This is a genomic window from Pseudomonas sp. P5_B3 (assembly GCF_056400405.1).
On the sequence record NZ_JBFULI010000001.1, the window covers coordinates 217,045 to 234,718 of the forward strand.

Here is a 17,674-nt window from a genome sequence, read left to right on the forward strand (position 1 = left end):
CTCTCGATTATACGGAACCCGCAAAACTCCATCATGGACCCTTCCCCTGGCTTGACCCTCGCTACAATTTTCGCCGACTTCGGCATGATTCTTTTTGCTCTGATCCTGGTTTTGCTCAACGGGTTTTTCGTTGCGGCGGAATTTGCCATGGTCAAGCTGCGCTCGACCCGGGTCGAGGCCATCGCTGACAAAAACGGCTGGCGCGGGCACATCCTGCGCACCGTGCACAGTCAGCTCGATGCTTACCTGTCGGCCTGCCAATTGGGTATCACCCTCGCCTCCCTGGGCCTGGGCTGGGTGGGTGAACCTGCGTTTGCGCACCTTCTGGCGCCTGTACTGAGTGCCGTGGGCGTAGATTCCGCTGAAGTGGTCAAGGCTGTTTCGTTCTTCACCGCCTTCTTCATCATTTCCTACCTGCACATCGTGGTCGGCGAGCTGGCCCCGAAATCCTGGGCGATCCGCAAACCCGAATTGCTGTCGCTGTGGACCGCCGTGCCGCTGTACCTGTTCTACTGGACCATGTACCCGGCCATCTACCTGCTCAACGCCAGCGCCAACCAGATCCTGCGCATCGCTGGCCAAGGTGAGCCCGGCCCGCACCACGAACACCATTACAGCCGCGAAGAACTGAAACTGATCCTGCACTCCAGCCGTGGCCAGGATCCGAGCGACCAAGGCATGCGCGTGCTGGCGTCAGCGGTGGAAATGGGCGAGCTGGAAGTGGTCGACTGGGCCAACTCCCGAGAAGACCTGGTCACCCTGGAATTCAATGCGCCGCTCAAGGAAATCCTGGCGTTGTTCCGTCGCCACAAGTTCAGCCGTTATCCGGTGTACGACAGCGAACGCCAGGAGTTCGTCGGCCTGCTGCACATCAAGGATCTGCTGCTGGAACTGGCGGCGCTGGACCACATTCCCGAGTCGTTCAACCTGGCCGAACTGACCCGACCGCTGGAGCGCGTGTCGCGGCACATGCCGTTGTCGCAGTTGCTGGAGCAGTTCCGCAAGGGTGGCTCGCACTTCGCTGTAGTCGAAGAGGCCGACGGTAACATCATCGGCTACCTGACCATGGAAGACGTGCTGGAAGTGCTGGTGGGCGACATCCAGGACGAACACCGCAAGGCCGAACGCGGGATCCTCGCGTATCAGCCGGGCAAGCTGCTGGTGCGGGGCGATACACCGCTGTTCAAGGTTGAACGACTGCTGGGCATCGACCTCGACCACGTCGAAGCCGAAACCCTCGCCGGGCTGGTCTACGAGAGCCTCAAGCGTGTTCCGGAAGAGGAAGAAGTGCTGGAAGTCGAAGGCCTGCGGATCATCATCAAGAAGATGAAAGGGCCGAAGATCGTTCTGGCCAAGGTGTTGATGCTGGATTAACCGGCTTATCCGACTTGCCCGCGATGGCGTCAGACCAGACAACGCCTCACTTCTTGCCCAACGCAAAGTTGGGCAACGCACCCACCGGCTGGTTGAACTGGTAAGGAATCGACACCAGCCCCAGCCCGGTATTGCGCTGCACCACGAAGTGCAAATGCGGCCCGGTGCTGTTGCCGGTGTTGCCGGACAACGCCAACGCACTGCCGACCTTTACCCTCTGACCTTCCCGAACGCAGACCGAGCCTTTCTTCAGGTGCAGGTAAACGCCCATGGTCCCGTCATCGTGCAGCACCCGCACGAAATTGCCGGATGCATCAGTGCCGCGCCCGCTCTGGCGATTTTCGGTTTTCACCACCACGCCGCCACGCGCGGCAATGATCGGCGTACCCTCAGGCATTGCGATGTCTATGGCATATCGGCTCTTGGGCCCGAAATGGCTGTAGGGGCCATTGGCACCCTGACTGATCCGGAACGGTCCGCCACGCCAGGGCAAGGGGTACCGATAGCCCACCGTGGGCCCTGAGGGGTCGCCCAGGGAGTATTTGAACTTCGGGACGTACGCGAGGGGCCTTCCACCTTTAGTCGCCGTAAGCTGCGCCAGGCGAACGCTGCTGCGTAGCGGTATCACGCGCCGAATCGTCCCGCCCGGCACACCGCTGGCGTTCTTCACCCCGGCAAAACTCAATTCGACTTCTACCGGCGCATACAGGTCATTGCGCACGTAAACGCTGTGCACACCATTTTTCTTCATGACGACGAGGCGCACCTGACGCTCAAGGTGCTCGACCATGCCATCGCGAAAAACGAACACGTGGGCGCCTTTGCTGGGGCGGTCGCTGTAGGAAACCACACCATAAGCGTCTTTGGACTTGTAGATAGTCATGGCCATGGCCGAGGTGGCGACCATGAACAGGCCACATAAAAACAGCAGGCGCGTGAACATGAGCAAGGATTCTGTCGAGTGAGGCCTGGGATTGAGCCTAGCAGCTGCAATGGACCCGGGTAGTCGGCAGATGTTTCAGAAAAGGTGTTCAGCAGATATGCGGTAGCAGTGATGGCCCCTTCGCGAGCAGGCTCGCTCCCACAGGATTCACGCCGGACCTGTGGGAGCGAGCTTGCTCGCGATGGCGGACTGTCAGGCGACGCGCCTTAAGCGCCAGGAATGAAGTGCTTCTGCGCCGTACCCCGCGCAATCAGGCGCGAGATGTAATCGAGCTTCTGCGCATCCTGATCGACAAAACGGAAGGTCAGTTGCAGCCAGTCGCTGTCAGGCTTCGGTTCGTGGGCCACGACGGCGTGCAGATAGCCGTTGAGGCGGGCGACTTCGGCATTGTCGCCTTGCTCCAGGTCCAGCACGGCGCTGTCGAGGATCTGCGGCAGGGTCTCACTGCGCTTCACCACCAGCAGGGCTTCCTTGAGACTCAAGGCCTTGATCACACATTGCTGGATGCCGTTCGGCAAACGCAGTTGACCCTGGCCACGGCCGCTGGCGGGTGCCGAAGAGGCCGCTGGCGCCTTGACCGGCGGATTGTTGAGCAAGCCCTTGGACGGTGCAGGTGCGGGTGCGGCCGTTGGCGTGGCAACGGGCGCCTTGCCACCGGTCAAGGCGGCGAGGGAGTCGTTACCGAATGCCGAGCTTGTTTTGGTCGCGGCTACGTTGATCAAGGCGTCGAGTTTGCCGACCTTGTGCAGCGCCTGCTTGACCTTGGTGAGCAGTTGCTCGTTGGTGAACGGCTTGCTGACGTAACCGGAAACTCCGGCCTGGATCGCCTGGACGACGTTCTCCTTGTCGCCACGGCTGGTCACCATCACGAATGGCATGGTTTTGAGGTTGTCTTGCTCACGACACCAGGTCAGCAATTCCAGGCCGGACATTTCCGGCATTTCCCAGTCGCACAGGACCAGGTCGAAGGCTTCCTTGGCCAGCATGGCCTGGGCCTTTCTGCCGTTGATCGCGTCTTCGATCCGCATGCCCGGGAAATAATTGCGCAGGCACTTTTTCACCAAGTCACGAATGAACGACGCGTCGTCCACGACCAACACACTGACCTTACTCATCCACCACCCCTTTAAAAAATCCCGGCCAGCATACCGCCTTGCTGATGGCACATTGCCAAAAACCTTCAGTCACGCCGGACTTTTCGTTCGCGGGTGCTGCTTTTCGAATTTGTAAGCCGCAAACAAAAACGCCCGGCCAAAAGGCCGGGCGCTTTACTTGGGCAATCTTACTTATCGTCAGTTTTGCCCGGAACATTAGCGGTTTCGCCACTGGTTCCTTCAACTTCTTCCTTCATGCGCTTGAGGCCCAGGTGCCGCACGTCAGTGCCGCGCACCAGGTAAATCACCAGCTCCGAGATATTGCGTGCGTGGTCGCCGATACGCTCCAGCGAACGCAGCACCCAGATAATGCTCAGAACCCGCGAGATAGAACGCGGATCTTCCATCATGTAGGTCGCCAGCTCACGCAGTGCGGTCTTGTATTCGCGGTCGATGATCTTGTCGTACTGCGCCACCGACAACGCCAACTCGGCGTCGAAACGGGCAAAGGCATCCAGTGCATCGCGGACCATGTTGCGCACCTGGTCACCGATGTGGCGCACTTCGACGTAACCGCGCGGCGCTTCGCCTTCTTCACACAGCTGGATGGCGCGACGGGCGATCTTGGTCGCTTCGTCACCGATGCGCTCCAGGTCGATCACCGATTTGGAAATGCTGATGATCAGGCGCAGGTCGGAAGCCGCCGGCTGACGACGGGCCAGAATGCGCAGGCATTCTTCGTCGATGTTGCGTTCCATCTGGTTGATCTGGTCGTCGATCTCGCGCACCTGCTGGGCCAGGCCGGAGTCGGCCTCGATCAGCGCGGTCACCGCGTCATTGACCTGTTTCTCGACCAGCCCGCCCATGGCCAGGAGGTGGCTGCGCACTTCCTCCAGTTCGGCGTTGAACTGCTGGGAGATGTGGTGTGTAAGGCCTTCCTTAGAAATCATGTTGTCTGCTCCGCAAAAGCTGTGAGCTGCAAGCTACAAGCTGCAAGCTGATGTGTGTCGTACCCGAACCGCTCCTACTTGCCGCTTGAAGCGTGCGGCTTGTGGCTGCTGCTAGCCGTAGCGACCGGTGATGTAGTCTTCGGTCTGCTTCTTCGCCGGATTGGTGAACAGGGTATCGGTGTCGCCGAATTCCACCAGTTTGCCCATGTACATGAACGCGGTGTAGTCGGACACCCGCGCCGCCTGTTGCATGTTGTGGGTCACGATGACGATGGTGAACTTGGATTTCAGTTCGTAGATCAGCTCTTCGACTTTCAGCGTAGAGATCGGGTCAAGTGCCGAGCACGGTTCGTCGAGCAGCAGCACTTCCGGCTCCACGGCGATGGTGCGGGCGATCACCAGACGCTGCTGCTGACCACCGGACAGGCCCAGTGCCGACTCGTGCAGACGGTCCTTGACCTCGTCCCACAATGCCGCGCCTTTCAACGCCCACTCGACAGCTTCGTCGAGCACGCGTTTCTTGTTGATGCCCTGGATGCGCAGACCGTAAACCACGTTTTCGTAGATGGTTTTCGGGAACGGGTTCGGCTTCTGGAACACCATGCCGACGCGGCGACGCAGTTCGGCCACGTCTTCGCCCTTGCGGTAGATGTTGCTGCCGTACAGGTTGATCTCGCCTTCGACACGGCAGCCATCCACCAGGTCGTTCATGCGGTTGAAGGTACGCAGCAGCGTGGACTTGCCGCAGCCGGACGGGCCGATGAAGGCGGTCACGCGCTGCTTCGGGATATTCATGCTGACGTCGTACAGCGCTTGTTTTTCGCCGTAGAACAGGCTCAGGCCCGGCACTTCGATGGCCACGGTTTCCTGCTCGAGGTTCAGGCTCTGCTTGTCGCGACCCAGCGCCGACATGTTGATGCCGTGGGTATGTGCTTCGTGCTGCATGGGAGGCTCCCTGTGCTAACAAATTCGGTTCGTTTAACCACTGGCCTGGCCAATGGGTTACTGAAAATCTGAGGCTTGCGCCGATCCTTGTGGGAGCTGGCTTGCCAGCGATGCAGGTGACTCGGTCTGCCAGTAGCACCGCGGTGATGCCATCGCTGGCAAGCCAGCTCCCACAGGATTTGTCTTAGCTGTCCAAAGCCTTGTACTTCTCGCGCAGGTGGTTACGGATGTACACCGCCGACAGGTTCAGCGTCGCAATCACCAGCACCAGCAGCAGCGCCGTGGCGTACACCAGCGGCCGCGCAGCTTCGACGTTCGGGCTCTGGAAGCCGACGTCATAGATGTGGAAGCCCAGGTGCATGATCTTCTGGTCCAGGTGCAGGTACGGGTAGTTACCGTCCACCGGCAGCGACGGCGCCAGTTTCACCACACCCACCAGCATCAGCGGCGCCACTTCACCCGCGGCGCGAGCCACGGCGAGGATCATGCCGGTCATCATGGCCGGGCTGGCCATCGGCAGCACGATCTTCCACAAGGTTTCCGCCTTGGTCGCGCCGAGGGCCAACGAGCCTTCACGCACGGTGCGAGGAATCCGCGCCAGGCCTTCTTCGGTGGCCACGATCACCACCGGCACCGCCAGCAGCGCCAGGGTCAGCGAAGCCCAGAGCAGGCCCGGTGTACCGAAGGTCGGTGCCGGCAGTGCTTCCGGGAAAAACAGACGGTCGAGCGAGCCACCCAGTACGTAGACGAAGAAGCCCAGGCCGAACACGCCGTAAACGATGGCCGGAACGCCCGCCAGGTTGTTCACCGCGATGCGGATCACCCGGGTCAGCGCGTTCTGCTTGGCGTATTCACGCAGGTACACCGCCGCCAGCACGCCGAACGGGGTCACGATCATCGCCATGATCAGGGTCATCATCACGGTGCCGAAGATGGCCGGAAAGATCCCGCCTTCGGTGTTGGCTTCACGCGGGTCGTCGCTCAGGAATTCCCAGACCTTGCTGAAGTAGAAACCGATCTTGGTGGTCGTGCTCATGGCGTTCGGCTGATAGGCGTGAACCACTTTACCGATACCGATTTCGATTTCCTTACCGTTCGCATCGCGGGCGGTCAGGCTGTCGCGGTTGAACTGCGCGTGCAGGTCGCTCAGGCGCGCTTCAACATCCTGATAGCGAGCATTGAGTTCGGCGCGCTCGGATTCCATGTCCGCTTGTGCGGTGGCGTCGAGTTTGCCTTCCAGCTCAAGCTTGCGGCCGTGCAAGCGAATGCGCTCGAGACCGGCGTTGATCGCGCCGATGTCGGTTTTTTCCAGGTTCTTGAGCTGTGCAGCCAGCTTGTTGACGCGGTCGACACGGGCCTGCAACTCAGGCCATGCCGCTTCGCCTTCGGCGATGACCTTGCCATCCTGTTTGACGTTGACCAGATAACCGTAGAAGTTACCCCACTCGCGACGCTCGACGGCCATCAGCTCTGGCGGTGTCGCCTGGTTGGTCAGCCACTCGCCGACGATCCAGGTGAAGTCGTTGCCGTTCAGGTCACGGTTGCCGACCTTGATCAGCTCGCGGGTCATGAATTCAGGGCCTTCGTCAGGCACCGGCAGGCCGGCGCTCTTCAGACGGGCACGTGGCACTTCTTCCTTCTGCACCACTTCGCCAATGACCAGGTGCTGGCCCTGGCCCGGTACGTCGTAGCTGGCGTGGATCAGATCCGCCGGCCAGAAATGACCCAGGCCACGCACGGCAATCACTGCCAGCAGGCCAATGGTCATGATGACCGCGATGGACACCGCGCCACCGCTGATCCAGACGCCGGGGGCGCCGCTCTTGAACCATCCTTTCAGGGAGTTCTGTTTCACAGACTTCTACCTTTCTTAAAGCGACGAGTATTTCTTGCGCAGACGCTGACGAATCAGTTCTGCGAGGGTGTTCATGACGAAGGTGAACAACAGCAGCACCAGCGCCGAGAGGAACAGCACGCGGTAGTGGCTGCCGCCGACTTCCGATTCGGGCATTTCCACTGCAACGTTGGCTGCCAGGGTGCGCAGGCCTTCGAACAGGTTCATTTCCATGACCGGGGTGTTACCGGTTGCCATCAACACGATCATGGTTTCACCGACCGCCCGGCCCATGCCGATCATCAGCGCCGAGAAGATGCCCGGGCTGGCGGTGAGGATCACCACGCGGGTCATGGTCTGCCACGGCGTGGCACCGAGGGCCAGGGACCCCAGGGTCAGGCCGCGAGGCACGCTGAACACGGCGTCTTCGGCGATGGAGTAGATGTTCGGGATGACCGCGAAGCCCATGGCCAGGYCGACCACCAGGGCGTTGCGCTGGTCGTAGGTGATGCCCAGGTCGTGGGAGATCCACATGCGCATGTCGCCACCGAAGAACCAGTTCTCCATGAACGGGCTCATGTACAGCGACAGCCAGCCCACGAACAGGATCACTGGAATCAGCAGCGCACTTTCCCAGCCATCCGGGACTTTCAGGCGGATCGACTCAGGCAGGCGACTGAAGGTGAAACCGGCGACCAGAATGCCGATCGGCAGCAACATCAGCAGACTGAAGATGCCCGGTAAGTGCCCTTCCACATACGGCGCGAGGAACAGACCAGCGAAGAATCCGAGGATCACCGTCGGCATCGCTTCCATCAACTCGATCACCGGCTTGACCTTGCGGCGCATGCCCGGGGCCATGAAGTACGCGGTGTAGATCGCAGCGGCAACGGCCAGTGGAGCGGCCAGCAGCATGGCGTAGAACGCGGCTTTCAGGGTACCGAAGGTCAGCGGCGACAGGCTCAGCTTGGGTTCGAAATCGGTGTTGGCGGCGGTCGATTGCCAGACGTACTTAGGTTCGTCGTAGTTCTCGTACCAGACCTTGCTCCACAGTGCGCTCCACGATACTTCCGGGTGCGGGTTGTCGAGCAGCAGCGGGTGCAACTTGCCGCCGGCTTCCACGATCACGCGGTTGGCGCGAGGCGACAGACCGAAAACGCCTTGGCCTTCAGCGACTGGCTCCACCAGCAAGGTGCGGTGGGCGGTGCTGTGGAACACGCCAAGCTTGCCGGAAGCGTCAAGGGCAACGAAGCCCTTGCGGCGTTCTTCAGCAGTGATTTCAACGATAGGCGTGGTGCCCATCTGGAAGGTGCGGATCTGCTTCAGGCGTTGCTCGCCATCGGGGTCGCGAGCCATGAACCACTGGGCCAGGCCACCTTTGGAGTCACCGATGATCAGCGAGATACCGCCCACAAGCTGGGTGCTGGCAGTGACTTGAGCTTCACCGTCTTCAAGCAGCTTGTAGCGACCGTTGAGGCTCTTGTCGCGCAGGCTGAACACGTCGGCCTGGGCACGCCCGTTGATCACGTACAGCCACTGCTGACGCGGGTCGACGAAGATGTTCTTCACCGGCTCGTTCATCTGCGGCAAGTCGATGCGCTTCTGCTCGTTGGTGACTTCGCCGGTCATCATGTTCTCTTCGCTGGTCAGCGACAGAACATTGAGTTGCGAACCGGTGGCGCCAACCAGCATCAGGGTCGAATCGTTGGCGTTGAGGCTGACGTGCTCCAGCGCACCGCCGGCTTCGTTGACCGCGATTGGCGCTTCGCCGTACGGATACTCGACGGCCGGGGTGATGGTTTTCTTGCCTTCCGGGTAGCTGACTTTATAGGTGTGACGGAACACCAGAGCCTGACCGTTGGACAGACCCACGGCCACCAGCGGGTGACCTGGCTGATCTTCTCCGATGGATGTCACGGTGGTGCCGGCCGGGATCGACAGATCGACGCGCTTCAATTCAGCGCCACTGTCGATGTCGAAGAACAATGCCTGGCCCTTGTCGGAAACCCGCATCGCAACCTGGTTCTGCTCTTCCAGGGAGATCATCAGCGGCTTGCCGGCGTCTTGCATCCAGGCCGGCGTGATGGCGTCCTTGGCGGTCAGGCTGGCACCCTGGAACAGGGGCGCGACGACGTAGGCAAGGAAGAAGAAGATCAAGGTGATCGCGCCCAGTACAGCTAGGCCGCCAACGAGGACGTACCAGCGGGTCAGGCGATCTTTGAGCGCGCGAATGCGGCGCTTGCGTTGTAGCTCAGGCGTATTGAAGTCAATTCGCTTGGGGGGATTAGTAGTCATGTTGGAATTGGCCAGATCATTCATGCGCACACCCTAGCGATCCTGTATGACAGAAAGATGACAATGCAGTGACGCGACAAATCCGCCGCTAGCGGTAACCAGCAGTGGATAGAGAATTCGAGGTGTATGGGGGCGGCTCCTGCCGCCCCCATGTGAGTCCAGAGCGATTCACTCTAGACTCAATTTGTTACTTTTTTGCGACTTCAGCGCCGCCTTCCGCCAGACCCAGGTCAGCCAGAGCTTTGGCAGCTACTTTGGCCGGCAGTGGGATGTAACCGTCTTTCACAACAACTTCCTGGCCCTGTTTCGACAGAACCAGTTTCACGAACTCGGCTTCCAGCGGGGCCAGAGGCTTGTTCGGGGCTTTGTTCACGTATACGTACAGGAAGCGGGACAGCGGGTACTTGCCGTTCAGGGCGTTTTCTTCGGTGTCTTCGATGAACTCGGTGCTGCCCTTCTTGGACAGAGCAACGGTTTTCACGCTAGCGGTCTTGTAACCGATGCCCGAATAACCGATGCCGTTCAGCGAGGAGCTGATCGACTGCACGACCGAAGCCGAACCTGGTTGCTCGTTCACGTTTGGCTTGTAGTCACCTTTGCACAGGGCTTCTTCCTTGAAGTAGCCATAAGTGCCGGATACCGAGTTACGACCGAACAGTTGAACCGGCTTGTTGGCCAGGTCGCCGGTCACGCCCAGGTCGCCCCAGGTTTTGACTTCGGTTTTAGCGCCGCACAGACGAGTCGACGAGAAGATCGCGTCGACCTGCTCCATGGTCAGGTGCTGGATCGGGTTGTCCTTGTGTACGAATACAGCCAGGGCGTCCACGGCAACCGGGATAGCGGTTGGCTTGTAGCCGTACTTCTGCTCGAAGGCAGCCAGTTCGGTGTCCTTCATCTTGCGGCTCATCGGGCCCAGGTTGGAGGTGCCTTCAGTCAGCGCAGGTGGTGCAGTGGCGGAGCCAGCGGCCTGAATCTGGATGTTTACGTTCGGGTATTCTTTTTTGTAGTTCTCGGCCCAGAGGGTCATGAGGTTGGCCAGAGTGTCGGAACCAACGCTGGACAGGTTGCCCGACACACCAGTGGTCTTGGTGTAGCTCGGGATAGCAGGGTCAACAGCGGCAACCGCGTTGGCAGTCGCAACGCCAGCAGCGACAAAAGTCATTGCCGCCATCAAACGCTTCAGTTTCATGCCTTACTCCTAGCAGATAGGGTGTGTTATTCGGGGCCAAGTATCAGCAGGCCGTGTGAACACTCTATGGCTGAAATATGACAATTGGATGAAAGGCCAGCACTCCGCTCGGAAGGCTGCCCTTTCAGTTGTAACTATAGATGTGAGGAGTGCTGTGATCGTTCGCTGTCAGCGGCCCTTCTTCCAGAGATATGCACCTACCAGAATCCCCACCCCACACAGCACCGCCACATAATAAGCAGGCCCCATCGCACTCTCCTTGAGCAACAGGCTGACGATCATCGGCGTCAGACCACCGAAAATCGCATAGGCGACGTTGTACGAGAACGACAGGCCGCTGAAACGCACCACGGGCGGGAACGCCTTGACCATCACGTACGGCACCGCGCCGATGGTGCCGACCAGCAGACCGGTCAGGGCGTACATCGGGAACAGCCAGTCGGGATGGTCTGCCAGGCTGTGGTAGAAGGTCCAGGAACTGGCCAGCAACGCTGTACAGCCGATCACGAAGACTCGTCCCGCACCGAAGCGATCGGCCAGTGCGCCGGCAATGATGCAGCCAAAGCTCAGGAATACGATCGCCACGCTGTTCGCCTGCAGGGACGTGGTTGGCGAGACGTGATAGACCATCTGCAACACGGTCGGGGTCATCAGGATCAGCACCACGATGGCGGCCGACAGCAGCCAGGTCAGCAACATCGAAATGGCAATCGCACCACGATGGTCACGCAGCACCGCCCGCAGCGGCACCTCTTCGGCCAGGGCCTTACGCAGTTGCAGCTCGGCGAACACCGGGGTTTCGTGCAACCAGCGACGCAGGTACACAGAGAACAAACCAAACACGCCACCCAGCAGGAACGGAATGCGCCAGGCGTAATCCGCTACTTCCACCGCGGTGTAGATGCTGTTGATCGCCGTGGCGACCAGCGAGCCGAGCAGGATACCCGCCGTCAGGCCGCTGGTCAGGGTGCCGCAGGCGTAGCCGACATGCCGCTGCGGAACGTGTTCGGAAACAAAGACCCACGCCCCCGGCACTTCACCGCCAATGGCCGCGCCCTGGATCACCCGCATCAGCAGCAGCAGGATCGGTGCCCACATGCCGATCTGTGCATAAGTCGGCAGCAGACCCATGATCAAGGTCGGCACCGCCATCATGAAAATGCTCAGGGTGAACATTTTCTTTCGGCCCAGCAGGTCGCCGAAGTGCGCCATCACGATGCCACCCAGTGGCCGTGCCAGGTAGCCGGCGGCGAAGATGCCGAAGGTCTGCATCAGACGTAGCCACTCGGGCATGTCCGCCGGGAAGAACAGCTTGCCCACCACCGTGGCGAAGAACACGAAGATGATGAAATCGTAGAACTCCAGCGCGCCGCCCAAAGCAGACAACGATAGAGTCTTGTAGTCGTTGCGGGTCAGCGGACGTGCGGGTTGGTCTGGCTGCGCGATGCTCGAGGGCGCTGTGGTCATGGCAAGGGMTTCTCTTATAGTCGGATCTGCAACCTCAACAACGCTGGCTGAGGTTTGAGCAGGTCCGGCACGATAGCAAATTGTTCGAAAAAGCACATAGAGGTGCGTTTTTGACGGTCAAAATGAGAACCGGACGGTCGTCGCGGAGTCTACCGACCGATATACTCAAAGCCTGCTCCGGTTTTTGAGGGGTTGCTGTGCGAAAACGCCTGTCAGGGTTCATAGGCGATTTCGCAGAGTTTCCCTTTAGGCGCCTTATGGAAAACGTGACGAACGTAGTATGTTCGGTGCTGAATCGTTTTTCCCGAAGACGGCTACCACCAGCAATACCAACGAAGAGTCACGGGTCAGAGGCACCCCCGGAATGATAGAGCTCGAACAAGAAGATCCGATCCCGCAAGGCGACCTGGCCCTGCAAATCACCGCGCTTCCTCGCGAAACCAACGGCTTCGGCGATATTTTCGGCGGCTGGCTGGTGGCGCAGATGGATTTGGCGGGCACCGCTATGGCCAGCAAAGTCGCTGGCGGACGCGTTGCCACCGTCGCGATCGACCGCATGGCCTTTCTGGTTCCGGTGGCGGTGGGCGCGCAGCTCTCCTTTTATACCCAGGCCCTGGAAATCGGCCGCAGCTCGATCAAGATGATGGTCGAGGTCTGGAGCGACGATCCACTGTCCAGCGAGTGGCGTAAAGTTACCGAAGCGGTGTTTGTATTCGTTGCCATCGACGGCAGCGGTCGCACCCGTTCGGTTCCGCCTCGGGCTCGCTGAAAGAGCTTCTAAACCTGGTAGCCGTTTTGCGGTCGATAGTCGTCCACGTTACTGATCGAGAGCTGTCCCATGAGCACGCCCAATGTTGAAGCTGTAAAACTGGATGAACTGAACTGCTGGCGCATCCGCCACGGTCAAGCCGAATTACTGGTGGCCCAGCAAGGCGCGCACATCCTCAGCTATCAATTGGCCGGCCAGCCGCCGCTGATCTGGCTCAACGACGAAGCCGTGTTCAAGACAGGCAAAAGCATCCGTGCCGGCGTGCCGGTGTGCTGGCCGTGGTTCGGCAACTTTGCGCGCAACCCGCAAAGCGTGCAGGCGATGCGCGTCAGCAATGAAGCGCCGTCGGCTCACGGCTTAGTGCGAGCGATGGATTGGGAGCTGGGCGGCATCAAAGCCGAAGGCGAAAGCCTGAAGGTCGAATTCCTTCTGCCCTACCCCGAAGGCGGCTTTCCCGGCTGGCCGCACCAGGTGGATTTGACGCTGAATATTCACCTCGACGAGCAATTGCACATCCAGCTGACCAGCCACAACCGGGGCGCCGAAACCGTCAGCATCAGCCAGGCGCTGCACAGTTACTTTGCCGTCAGTGATGTGCGCGACGTGCATGTCGAAGGCTTGAATGACTTGAGCTACATCGAAACGCTGGAAGACTGGAAAACCAAGCAACAATCCGGTGATCTGCGCTTTTCCGGCGAAACTGACCGCATCTATCTCGACGTCCCGCCACAGCTGAACATCGTCGATCCGGCCTGGGAGCGACGCATCGTACTGACCAGCACCGGCTCGCGTACGGCGGTGATCTGGAACCCGTGGATCGACCGCGCCGCCGCGTTCAGCGACATGGCCGACGACGGTTGGCAGCGCATGCTGTGCATCGAGACGGCGAACGTGATGAGCGATGTGGTGAACCTGGCACCAGGGGCGAGCCATACGCTGGGCGTGAGCGTCGGTAGCAAGCCGCTCTAAGCAACACCACAAAACAAATGTGGGAGCGAGCTTGCTCGCGATGGCGGTGTAACAGGCAACATAAATGTTGAATGTTATCGCCTCATCGCGAGCAAGCTCGCTCCCACAGTTTCTTGTGCCAGGCCTTCTGGCGGCGCGTTACAGATCCGACTCTTTCACTACCCTGACCGTCTGCGCATCCAGCGCATACGCCGCATCGGCCAGGTCATTGCTGACCTTCTCGACTTTCAGCGTGCCGGTGACCCACAGCGGCGTGTAGATATCGTTCAGCTTCAAGCCCTTTGGATAACGCACCAGCACCAGTTGGTTGGGCGGCGGCGGCGGCACATGGATGCACGCGCCCGGGTACGGCACCAGGAAGAACAATGTACTGCGGCCCTTGGCGTCGGACTCCAGCGGCACCGGATAACCACCGATGCGGATGTTCTTGTCGTTCATCGACGCTACGGTTTTGGTCGAGTACATCACCGCCGGCAAGCCTTTGGCCTGCTTCATTCCGCCCTTGTCGGTGAAAGTGCCATTGGCTTCAGGGGAGTTGTGGTCGATTTCAGGCATGGCCTCGAGGGCCTTCTGGTCCGACTTTGGCATCAATTCAAGCCAGTCGGTTTCCGGCAGTTCGCCGGCATGGGCAAGGCCCGAACCCAGTAAAACAAGAGTCAACAAAAGACGGCGCATGAAGGTGCTCGGCAAAGGGAAGAACAGGAAACGCCGAGCATTCTAGCCCTCCCGGCTTGTGCCGCCGAGAGGACTTTGTCGATTGGCTCAGTTCTTTTTGACCAGGCCGTAAATCACCAGCAGGATGACCGCGCCAACCAACGCACCGATGAAACCTGCGCCTTGGCCAGCCTGATAGATGCCCAGGGCCTGACCGCCGTAAGTGGCCGCCAGCGAACCGCCGATACCGAGCAGGATGGTCATGATCCAGCCCATGCTGTCATCGCCCGGTTTCAGGAACCGTGCCAGCAGGCCGACAATCAAGCCGATAAAGATGGTTCCGATAATTCCCATGGCATTTCCCTCTGAATGAAGTGGCTGTGTCCGGTCTCACCAATAATGTTCCTCTTTTGGCGAGTGACTGTTGTTGTCAGGCAAGGCGCCGCGACGAGTCATAGCTGGCTATGGCGAGGAGCGGCAACGCAGCATGACGGCAACAGACCCCGTCAAAAAGGAACAGTATTGGTGAGACAGGACACCTAGCCAAAGCCTAGTCAGACTTTGGCATCCTGCCATGAGAGAACGGCGGCCCCTGAATGGTTCCGCCGCTGCCACATGAAACTATTCGGCGATCAGCGCTTCGACCTTGAGGATCTGCGCGGTCAGCGTTTCGCGATCCGCACAACGCAGGTTGGCGTGACCGACCTTACGGCCGACTTTGAAGGCCTTGCCATAGTGATGCAGATGGCAATCGGCGATGGCCACGACCTTCTCGGTGTCCGGCACTTTGCCGATGAAGTTGAGCATCGCGCTTTCGCCGACCTTGGCCGTCGAACCCAACGGCAGACCGGCGACGGCCCGCAGGTGGTTTTCGAACTGGCTGCACTCAGCGCCCTCGGTAGTCCAGTGCCCGGAGTTGTGCACGCGCGGGGCGATTTCGTTGGCCTTGAGGCCACCGTCGACTTCGAAGAACTCGAACGCCATCACGCCGACGTAATCCAGCTGATTGAGCACACGGCTGGAGTAGTCTTCGGCCAGGGCTTGCAACGGGTGATCGGTGCTGGCCACGGACAGCTTGAGGATGCCGCTTTCGTGGGTGTTGTGTACCAGCGGATAGAAGCGGGTTTCACCGTCGCGGGCACGCACGGCGATCAGCGAGACTTCACCGGTGAACGGCACGAAGCCTTCCAGCAGGCAGGCAACGCTGCCCAGTTCGGCAAAGGTACCCACCACATCTTCTGGCGTGCGCAGGACTTTCTGGCCCTTGCCGTCGTAACCCAAAGTACGGGTTTTCAGCACCGCCGGCAGACCGATGGAAGCCACGGCGGCGTCCAGGTCGGCCTGGGACTGGATGTCGGCGAACGCCGGGGTAGGAATCCCCAGATCCTTGAACATGCTCTTCTCGAACCAGCGATCGCGGGCGATGCGCAGGGCTTCGGCGCTCGGGTAGACCGGGACGAATTGCGAGAGGAAAGCCACGGTCTCGGCCGGAACGCTTTCGAACTCGAAGGTCACCAGATCGACTTCATCGGCCAGCTGACGCAGGTGATCCTGATCGCCGTAATCGGCTCGCAGGTGTTCGCCCAACGCGGCTGCGCAAGCATCCGGCGCCGGGTCCAGGAAAGCGAAGTTCATGCCCAGCGGAGTGCCCGCCAGTGCCAACATGCGACCCAACTGGCCGCCACCGATTACACCGATCTTCATCGTCAACAACCTCAGGCGATGCGTGGGTCTGGATTGTCCAGGACGCTGTCTGTCTGCTCAGCACGGAAGGTTTTCAGCACCGCGTGGAACTGCGGGTGCTTGGCGCCCAGGATACTCGCCGACAACAGCGCTGCGTTGATCGCGCCCGCCTTGCCGATGGCCAGAGTGGCAACCGGAATGCCTGCTGGCATCTGCACAATGGAGAGCAGCGAATCAACGCCCGAAAGCATAGCGGACTGCACGGGTACGCCCAGCACCGGCAAATGGGTCTTGGCCGCACACATGCCTGGCAAGTGGGCCGCGCCACCGGCACCGGCGATGATCACCTCGATGCCCCGCGCCTCGGCTTCTTCAGCGTACTGGAACAGCAGGTCCGGGGTGCGGTGGGCAGAAACCACTTTCACCTCGTAGGGGATGCCGAGCTTTTCCAGCATATCGGCGGTGTGGCTAAGGGTGGACCAATCGGACTTGGAGCCCATGATCACGCCAACCAGTGCACTCATCGTCGTGCCTCTTCTCTCTGGGCGCCCGCAGGCGCATCAAAAAACAACAAGCCACGCAGAATGCGTGGCTTGATTGTACGAATTATGGCCAGTCGTAACCGGCCGAAGGCCGCGCAGTATACCGTAATGAGGCAGATAAACAGCCCCCGGTGCGACCATCTGTCATGCGGTCTGAAAATGCCCATTTCTTGACTATCGAGTCAGCCGGCTAAACCGAGGTATGACGTGAACTATTCATTTTCTTACTTTAATAAAAGTCGCAGCAGAAGCGACCACCTCAGTACACTTAAAACAATTTTAAATAAACTTAAACTTGCCGGAAGTGCCGATCACCGTCAACTATCAAATCTCAGGAAACCCCTAACTGAACAGGAAGTTAAAAAACATGAAAAAACCTATCAGCCTCATCATCATCCTCCACAACGACCTTCAACATCATCAAAAAAACAGTTTATATTCAGACTATTTTGCCTGGCTTAAAACCGAACTTGAATATATCTCGGGACGCACCGTCCAGATCGATATGCATCGTCAGAGCGACATCCCTGAAATGTCAGTATACGACTACAAAAATGAGGATGCTGTAGCTGCACTGAATGGCTGGAAAGACTTGATTAAAAATTGGTATGCAGGAATTTTGGCAAGCGATCGTCATGACGTGAATTTAACCAAAATCCTCTTGTTGACCCGAGAGAATATCCACGAAAAGTTGGGCGGACTCTTGGGGGGCATAGGCGGATATGCCTTTTTCAAAGGTCATTGCGCAATTGCATCGATCACCTCTTATCGTATTCCCGCACATGAAATAGGTCATATGCTTGGCGCGACCCACGAAGACAGTGAAGTGATCTATGACGGCTGGTGGCACGACACAATCATGCTCGCCGATGAGTTTTCTCATGTACGTGGAAACGTTTACCGCTTCAGCGACAAGAACAGGGAAAATATTCGCGAATATCTCAATCGCTTTCCATAAGTTCAAGC

The 17,674-nt window shown here is 59.3% G+C and carries 16 protein-coding genes; 4 read left to right on the top strand and 12 right to left on the bottom strand.

Features of this window, described 5'->3' with window-relative positions:
* Positions 1-33: 33 nt before the first annotated feature.
* Positions 34-1,374: a hemolysin family protein gene (locus tag AC1DRN_RS01070; protein ID WP_218431557.1), complete on the top strand. Its 1,341-nt coding sequence runs from the start codon at positions 34-36 to the stop codon at positions 1,372-1,374.
* Positions 1,375-1,420: 46 nt separating this feature from the next.
* On the opposite strand, the gene AC1DRN_RS01075 is transcribed toward AC1DRN_RS01070, so the two are convergent.
* The 8 genes from AC1DRN_RS01075 to AC1DRN_RS01110 form a co-directional block, all read right to left on the bottom strand.
* Positions 1,421-2,317 (bottom strand): peptidoglycan DD-metalloendopeptidase family protein, encoded by an 897-nt coding sequence (locus AC1DRN_RS01075; RefSeq protein WP_223460490.1) that lies wholly within the window; start codon positions 2,315-2,317, stop codon positions 1,421-1,423.
* Between the two features lie 206 nt (positions 2,318-2,523).
* Positions 2,524-3,432, bottom strand: a complete 909-nt coding sequence (locus AC1DRN_RS01080) for a response regulator (protein WP_223460492.1) — start codon at positions 3,430-3,432, stop codon at positions 2,524-2,526.
* A gap of 167 nt (positions 3,433-3,599) precedes the next feature.
* Positions 3,600-4,361, bottom strand: a complete 762-nt coding sequence (gene phoU, locus AC1DRN_RS01085) for a phosphate signaling complex protein PhoU (RefSeq protein ID WP_007992846.1) — start codon at positions 4,359-4,361, stop codon at positions 3,600-3,602.
* Positions 4,362-4,472: 111 nt separating this feature from the next.
* Positions 4,473-5,306, bottom strand: a complete 834-nt coding sequence (pstB, locus tag AC1DRN_RS01090) for a phosphate ABC transporter ATP-binding protein PstB (protein WP_007995399.1) — start codon at positions 5,304-5,306, stop codon at positions 4,473-4,475.
* Positions 5,307-5,490: 184 nt separating this feature from the next.
* Positions 5,491-7,161, bottom strand: a complete 1,671-nt coding sequence (pstA, locus tag AC1DRN_RS01095) for a phosphate ABC transporter permease PstA (protein ID WP_223460495.1) — start codon at positions 7,159-7,161, stop codon at positions 5,491-5,493.
* Positions 7,162-7,176: 15 nt separating this feature from the next.
* Positions 7,177-9,459, bottom strand: coding sequence for an ABC transporter permease subunit (locus tag AC1DRN_RS01100; protein WP_477786604.1), 2,283 nt, complete (start codon positions 9,457-9,459; stop codon positions 7,177-7,179).
* A gap of 163 nt (positions 9,460-9,622) precedes the next feature.
* A complete protein-coding gene (locus tag AC1DRN_RS01105; RefSeq protein ID WP_007992839.1) occupies positions 9,623-10,624 on the bottom strand; it encodes a phosphate ABC transporter substrate-binding protein PstS in 1,002 nt (333 codons plus the stop codon).
* A gap of 168 nt (positions 10,625-10,792) precedes the next feature.
* Positions 10,793-12,091, bottom strand: coding sequence for an MFS transporter (locus AC1DRN_RS01110; protein ID WP_457265672.1), 1,299 nt, complete (start codon positions 12,089-12,091; stop codon positions 10,793-10,795).
* Between the two features lie 364 nt (positions 12,092-12,455).
* Here AC1DRN_RS01110 and AC1DRN_RS01115 point away from each other — a divergent pair, with 364 nt between their 5' ends.
* Together AC1DRN_RS01115 and AC1DRN_RS01120 are read left to right on the top strand one after the other, a co-directional pair.
* Positions 12,456-12,860: an acyl-CoA thioesterase gene (locus AC1DRN_RS01115; RefSeq protein WP_007942704.1), complete on the top strand. Its 405-nt coding sequence runs from the start codon at positions 12,456-12,458 to the stop codon at positions 12,858-12,860.
* A 69-nt stretch (positions 12,861-12,929) separates the two neighbouring features.
* Positions 12,930-13,829 carry a D-hexose-6-phosphate mutarotase gene (locus AC1DRN_RS01120; RefSeq protein ID WP_457265673.1) on the top strand — a complete coding sequence of 300 codons (900 nt, stop codon included), beginning with the start codon at positions 12,930-12,932 and terminating at the stop codon, positions 13,827-13,829.
* 138 nt (positions 13,830-13,967) lie between these two features.
* Here AC1DRN_RS01120 and AC1DRN_RS01125 read toward each other — a convergent pair whose 3' ends face one another.
* The 4 genes from AC1DRN_RS01125 to purE form a co-directional block, all read right to left on the bottom strand.
* Positions 13,968-14,504 (bottom strand): DUF3299 domain-containing protein, encoded by a 537-nt coding sequence (locus AC1DRN_RS01125; RefSeq protein WP_223460501.1) that lies wholly within the window; start codon positions 14,502-14,504, stop codon positions 13,968-13,970.
* An 87-nt stretch (positions 14,505-14,591) separates the two neighbouring features.
* The gene (locus AC1DRN_RS01130; RefSeq protein ID WP_008018299.1) at positions 14,592-14,837 is read right to left on the bottom strand and encodes a GlsB/YeaQ/YmgE family stress response membrane protein; all 246 of its coding nucleotides are present in this window, start codon (positions 14,835-14,837) and stop codon (positions 14,592-14,594) included.
* 267 nt (positions 14,838-15,104) lie between these two features.
* Entirely contained in the window at positions 15,105-16,187 is a 1,083-nt protein-coding gene (locus AC1DRN_RS01135) for a 5-(carboxyamino)imidazole ribonucleotide synthase (RefSeq protein WP_223460503.1), read from the bottom strand.
* 11 nt (positions 16,188-16,198) lie between these two features.
* Positions 16,199-16,690: a 5-(carboxyamino)imidazole ribonucleotide mutase gene (gene purE, locus AC1DRN_RS01140; RefSeq protein ID WP_046038893.1), complete on the bottom strand. Its 492-nt coding sequence runs from the start codon at positions 16,688-16,690 to the stop codon at positions 16,199-16,201.
* Positions 16,691-17,075: 385 nt separating this feature from the next.
* Here purE and AC1DRN_RS01145 point away from each other — a divergent pair, with 385 nt between their 5' ends.
* Positions 17,076-17,666, top strand: a complete 591-nt coding sequence (locus tag AC1DRN_RS01145; RefSeq protein WP_223460505.1) for a zinc metalloprotease — start codon at positions 17,076-17,078, stop codon at positions 17,664-17,666.
* Positions 17,667-17,674 lie beyond the last annotated feature (8 nt).

Bases quoted from the DNA above. Each gene is read 5' to 3' on its own strand.
- AC1DRN_RS01135 (WP_223460503.1), bottom strand. From the start codon at position 16,187: ATGAAGATCGGTGTAATCGGTGGCGGCCAGTTGGGTCGCATGTTGGCA.
- phoU (WP_007992846.1), bottom strand. From the start codon at position 4,361: ATGATTTCTAAGGAAGGCCTTACACACCACATCTCCCAGCAGTTCAAC.
- purE (WP_046038893.1), bottom strand. From the start codon at position 16,690: ATGAGTGCACTGGTTGGCGTGATCATGGGCTCCAAGTCCGATTGGTCC.
- AC1DRN_RS01125 (WP_223460501.1), bottom strand. From the start codon at position 14,504: ATGCGCCGTCTTTTGTTGACTCTTGTTTTACTGGGTTCGGGCCTTGCC.
- AC1DRN_RS01080 (WP_223460492.1), bottom strand. From the start codon at position 3,432: ATGAGTAAGGTCAGTGTGTTGGTCGTGGACGACGCGTCGTTCATTCGT.
- AC1DRN_RS01145 (WP_223460505.1), top strand. From the start codon at position 17,076: ATGAAAAAACCTATCAGCCTCATCATCATCCTCCACAACGACCTTCAA.
- AC1DRN_RS01115 (WP_007942704.1), top strand. From the start codon at position 12,456: ATGATAGAGCTCGAACAAGAAGATCCGATCCCGCAAGGCGACCTGGCC.
- AC1DRN_RS01110 (WP_457265672.1), bottom strand. From the start codon at position 12,091: ATGACCACAGCGCCCTCGAGCATCGCGCAGCCAGACCAACCCGCACGT.
- AC1DRN_RS01070 (WP_218431557.1), top strand. From the start codon at position 34: ATGGACCCTTCCCCTGGCTTGACCCTCGCTACAATTTTCGCCGACTTC.
- AC1DRN_RS01105 (WP_007992839.1), bottom strand. From the start codon at position 10,624: ATGAAACTGAAGCGTTTGATGGCGGCAATGACTTTTGTCGCTGCTGGC.
- AC1DRN_RS01130 (WP_008018299.1), bottom strand. From the start codon at position 14,837: ATGGGAATTATCGGAACCATCTTTATCGGCTTGATTGTCGGCCTGCTG.
- AC1DRN_RS01075 (WP_223460490.1), bottom strand. From the start codon at position 2,317: ATGTTCACGCGCCTGCTGTTTTTATGTGGCCTGTTCATGGTCGCCACC.
- pstB (WP_007995399.1), bottom strand. From the start codon at position 5,306: ATGCAGCACGAAGCACATACCCACGGCATCAACATGTCGGCGCTGGGT.
- AC1DRN_RS01120 (WP_457265673.1), top strand. From the start codon at position 12,930: ATGAGCACGCCCAATGTTGAAGCTGTAAAACTGGATGAACTGAACTGC.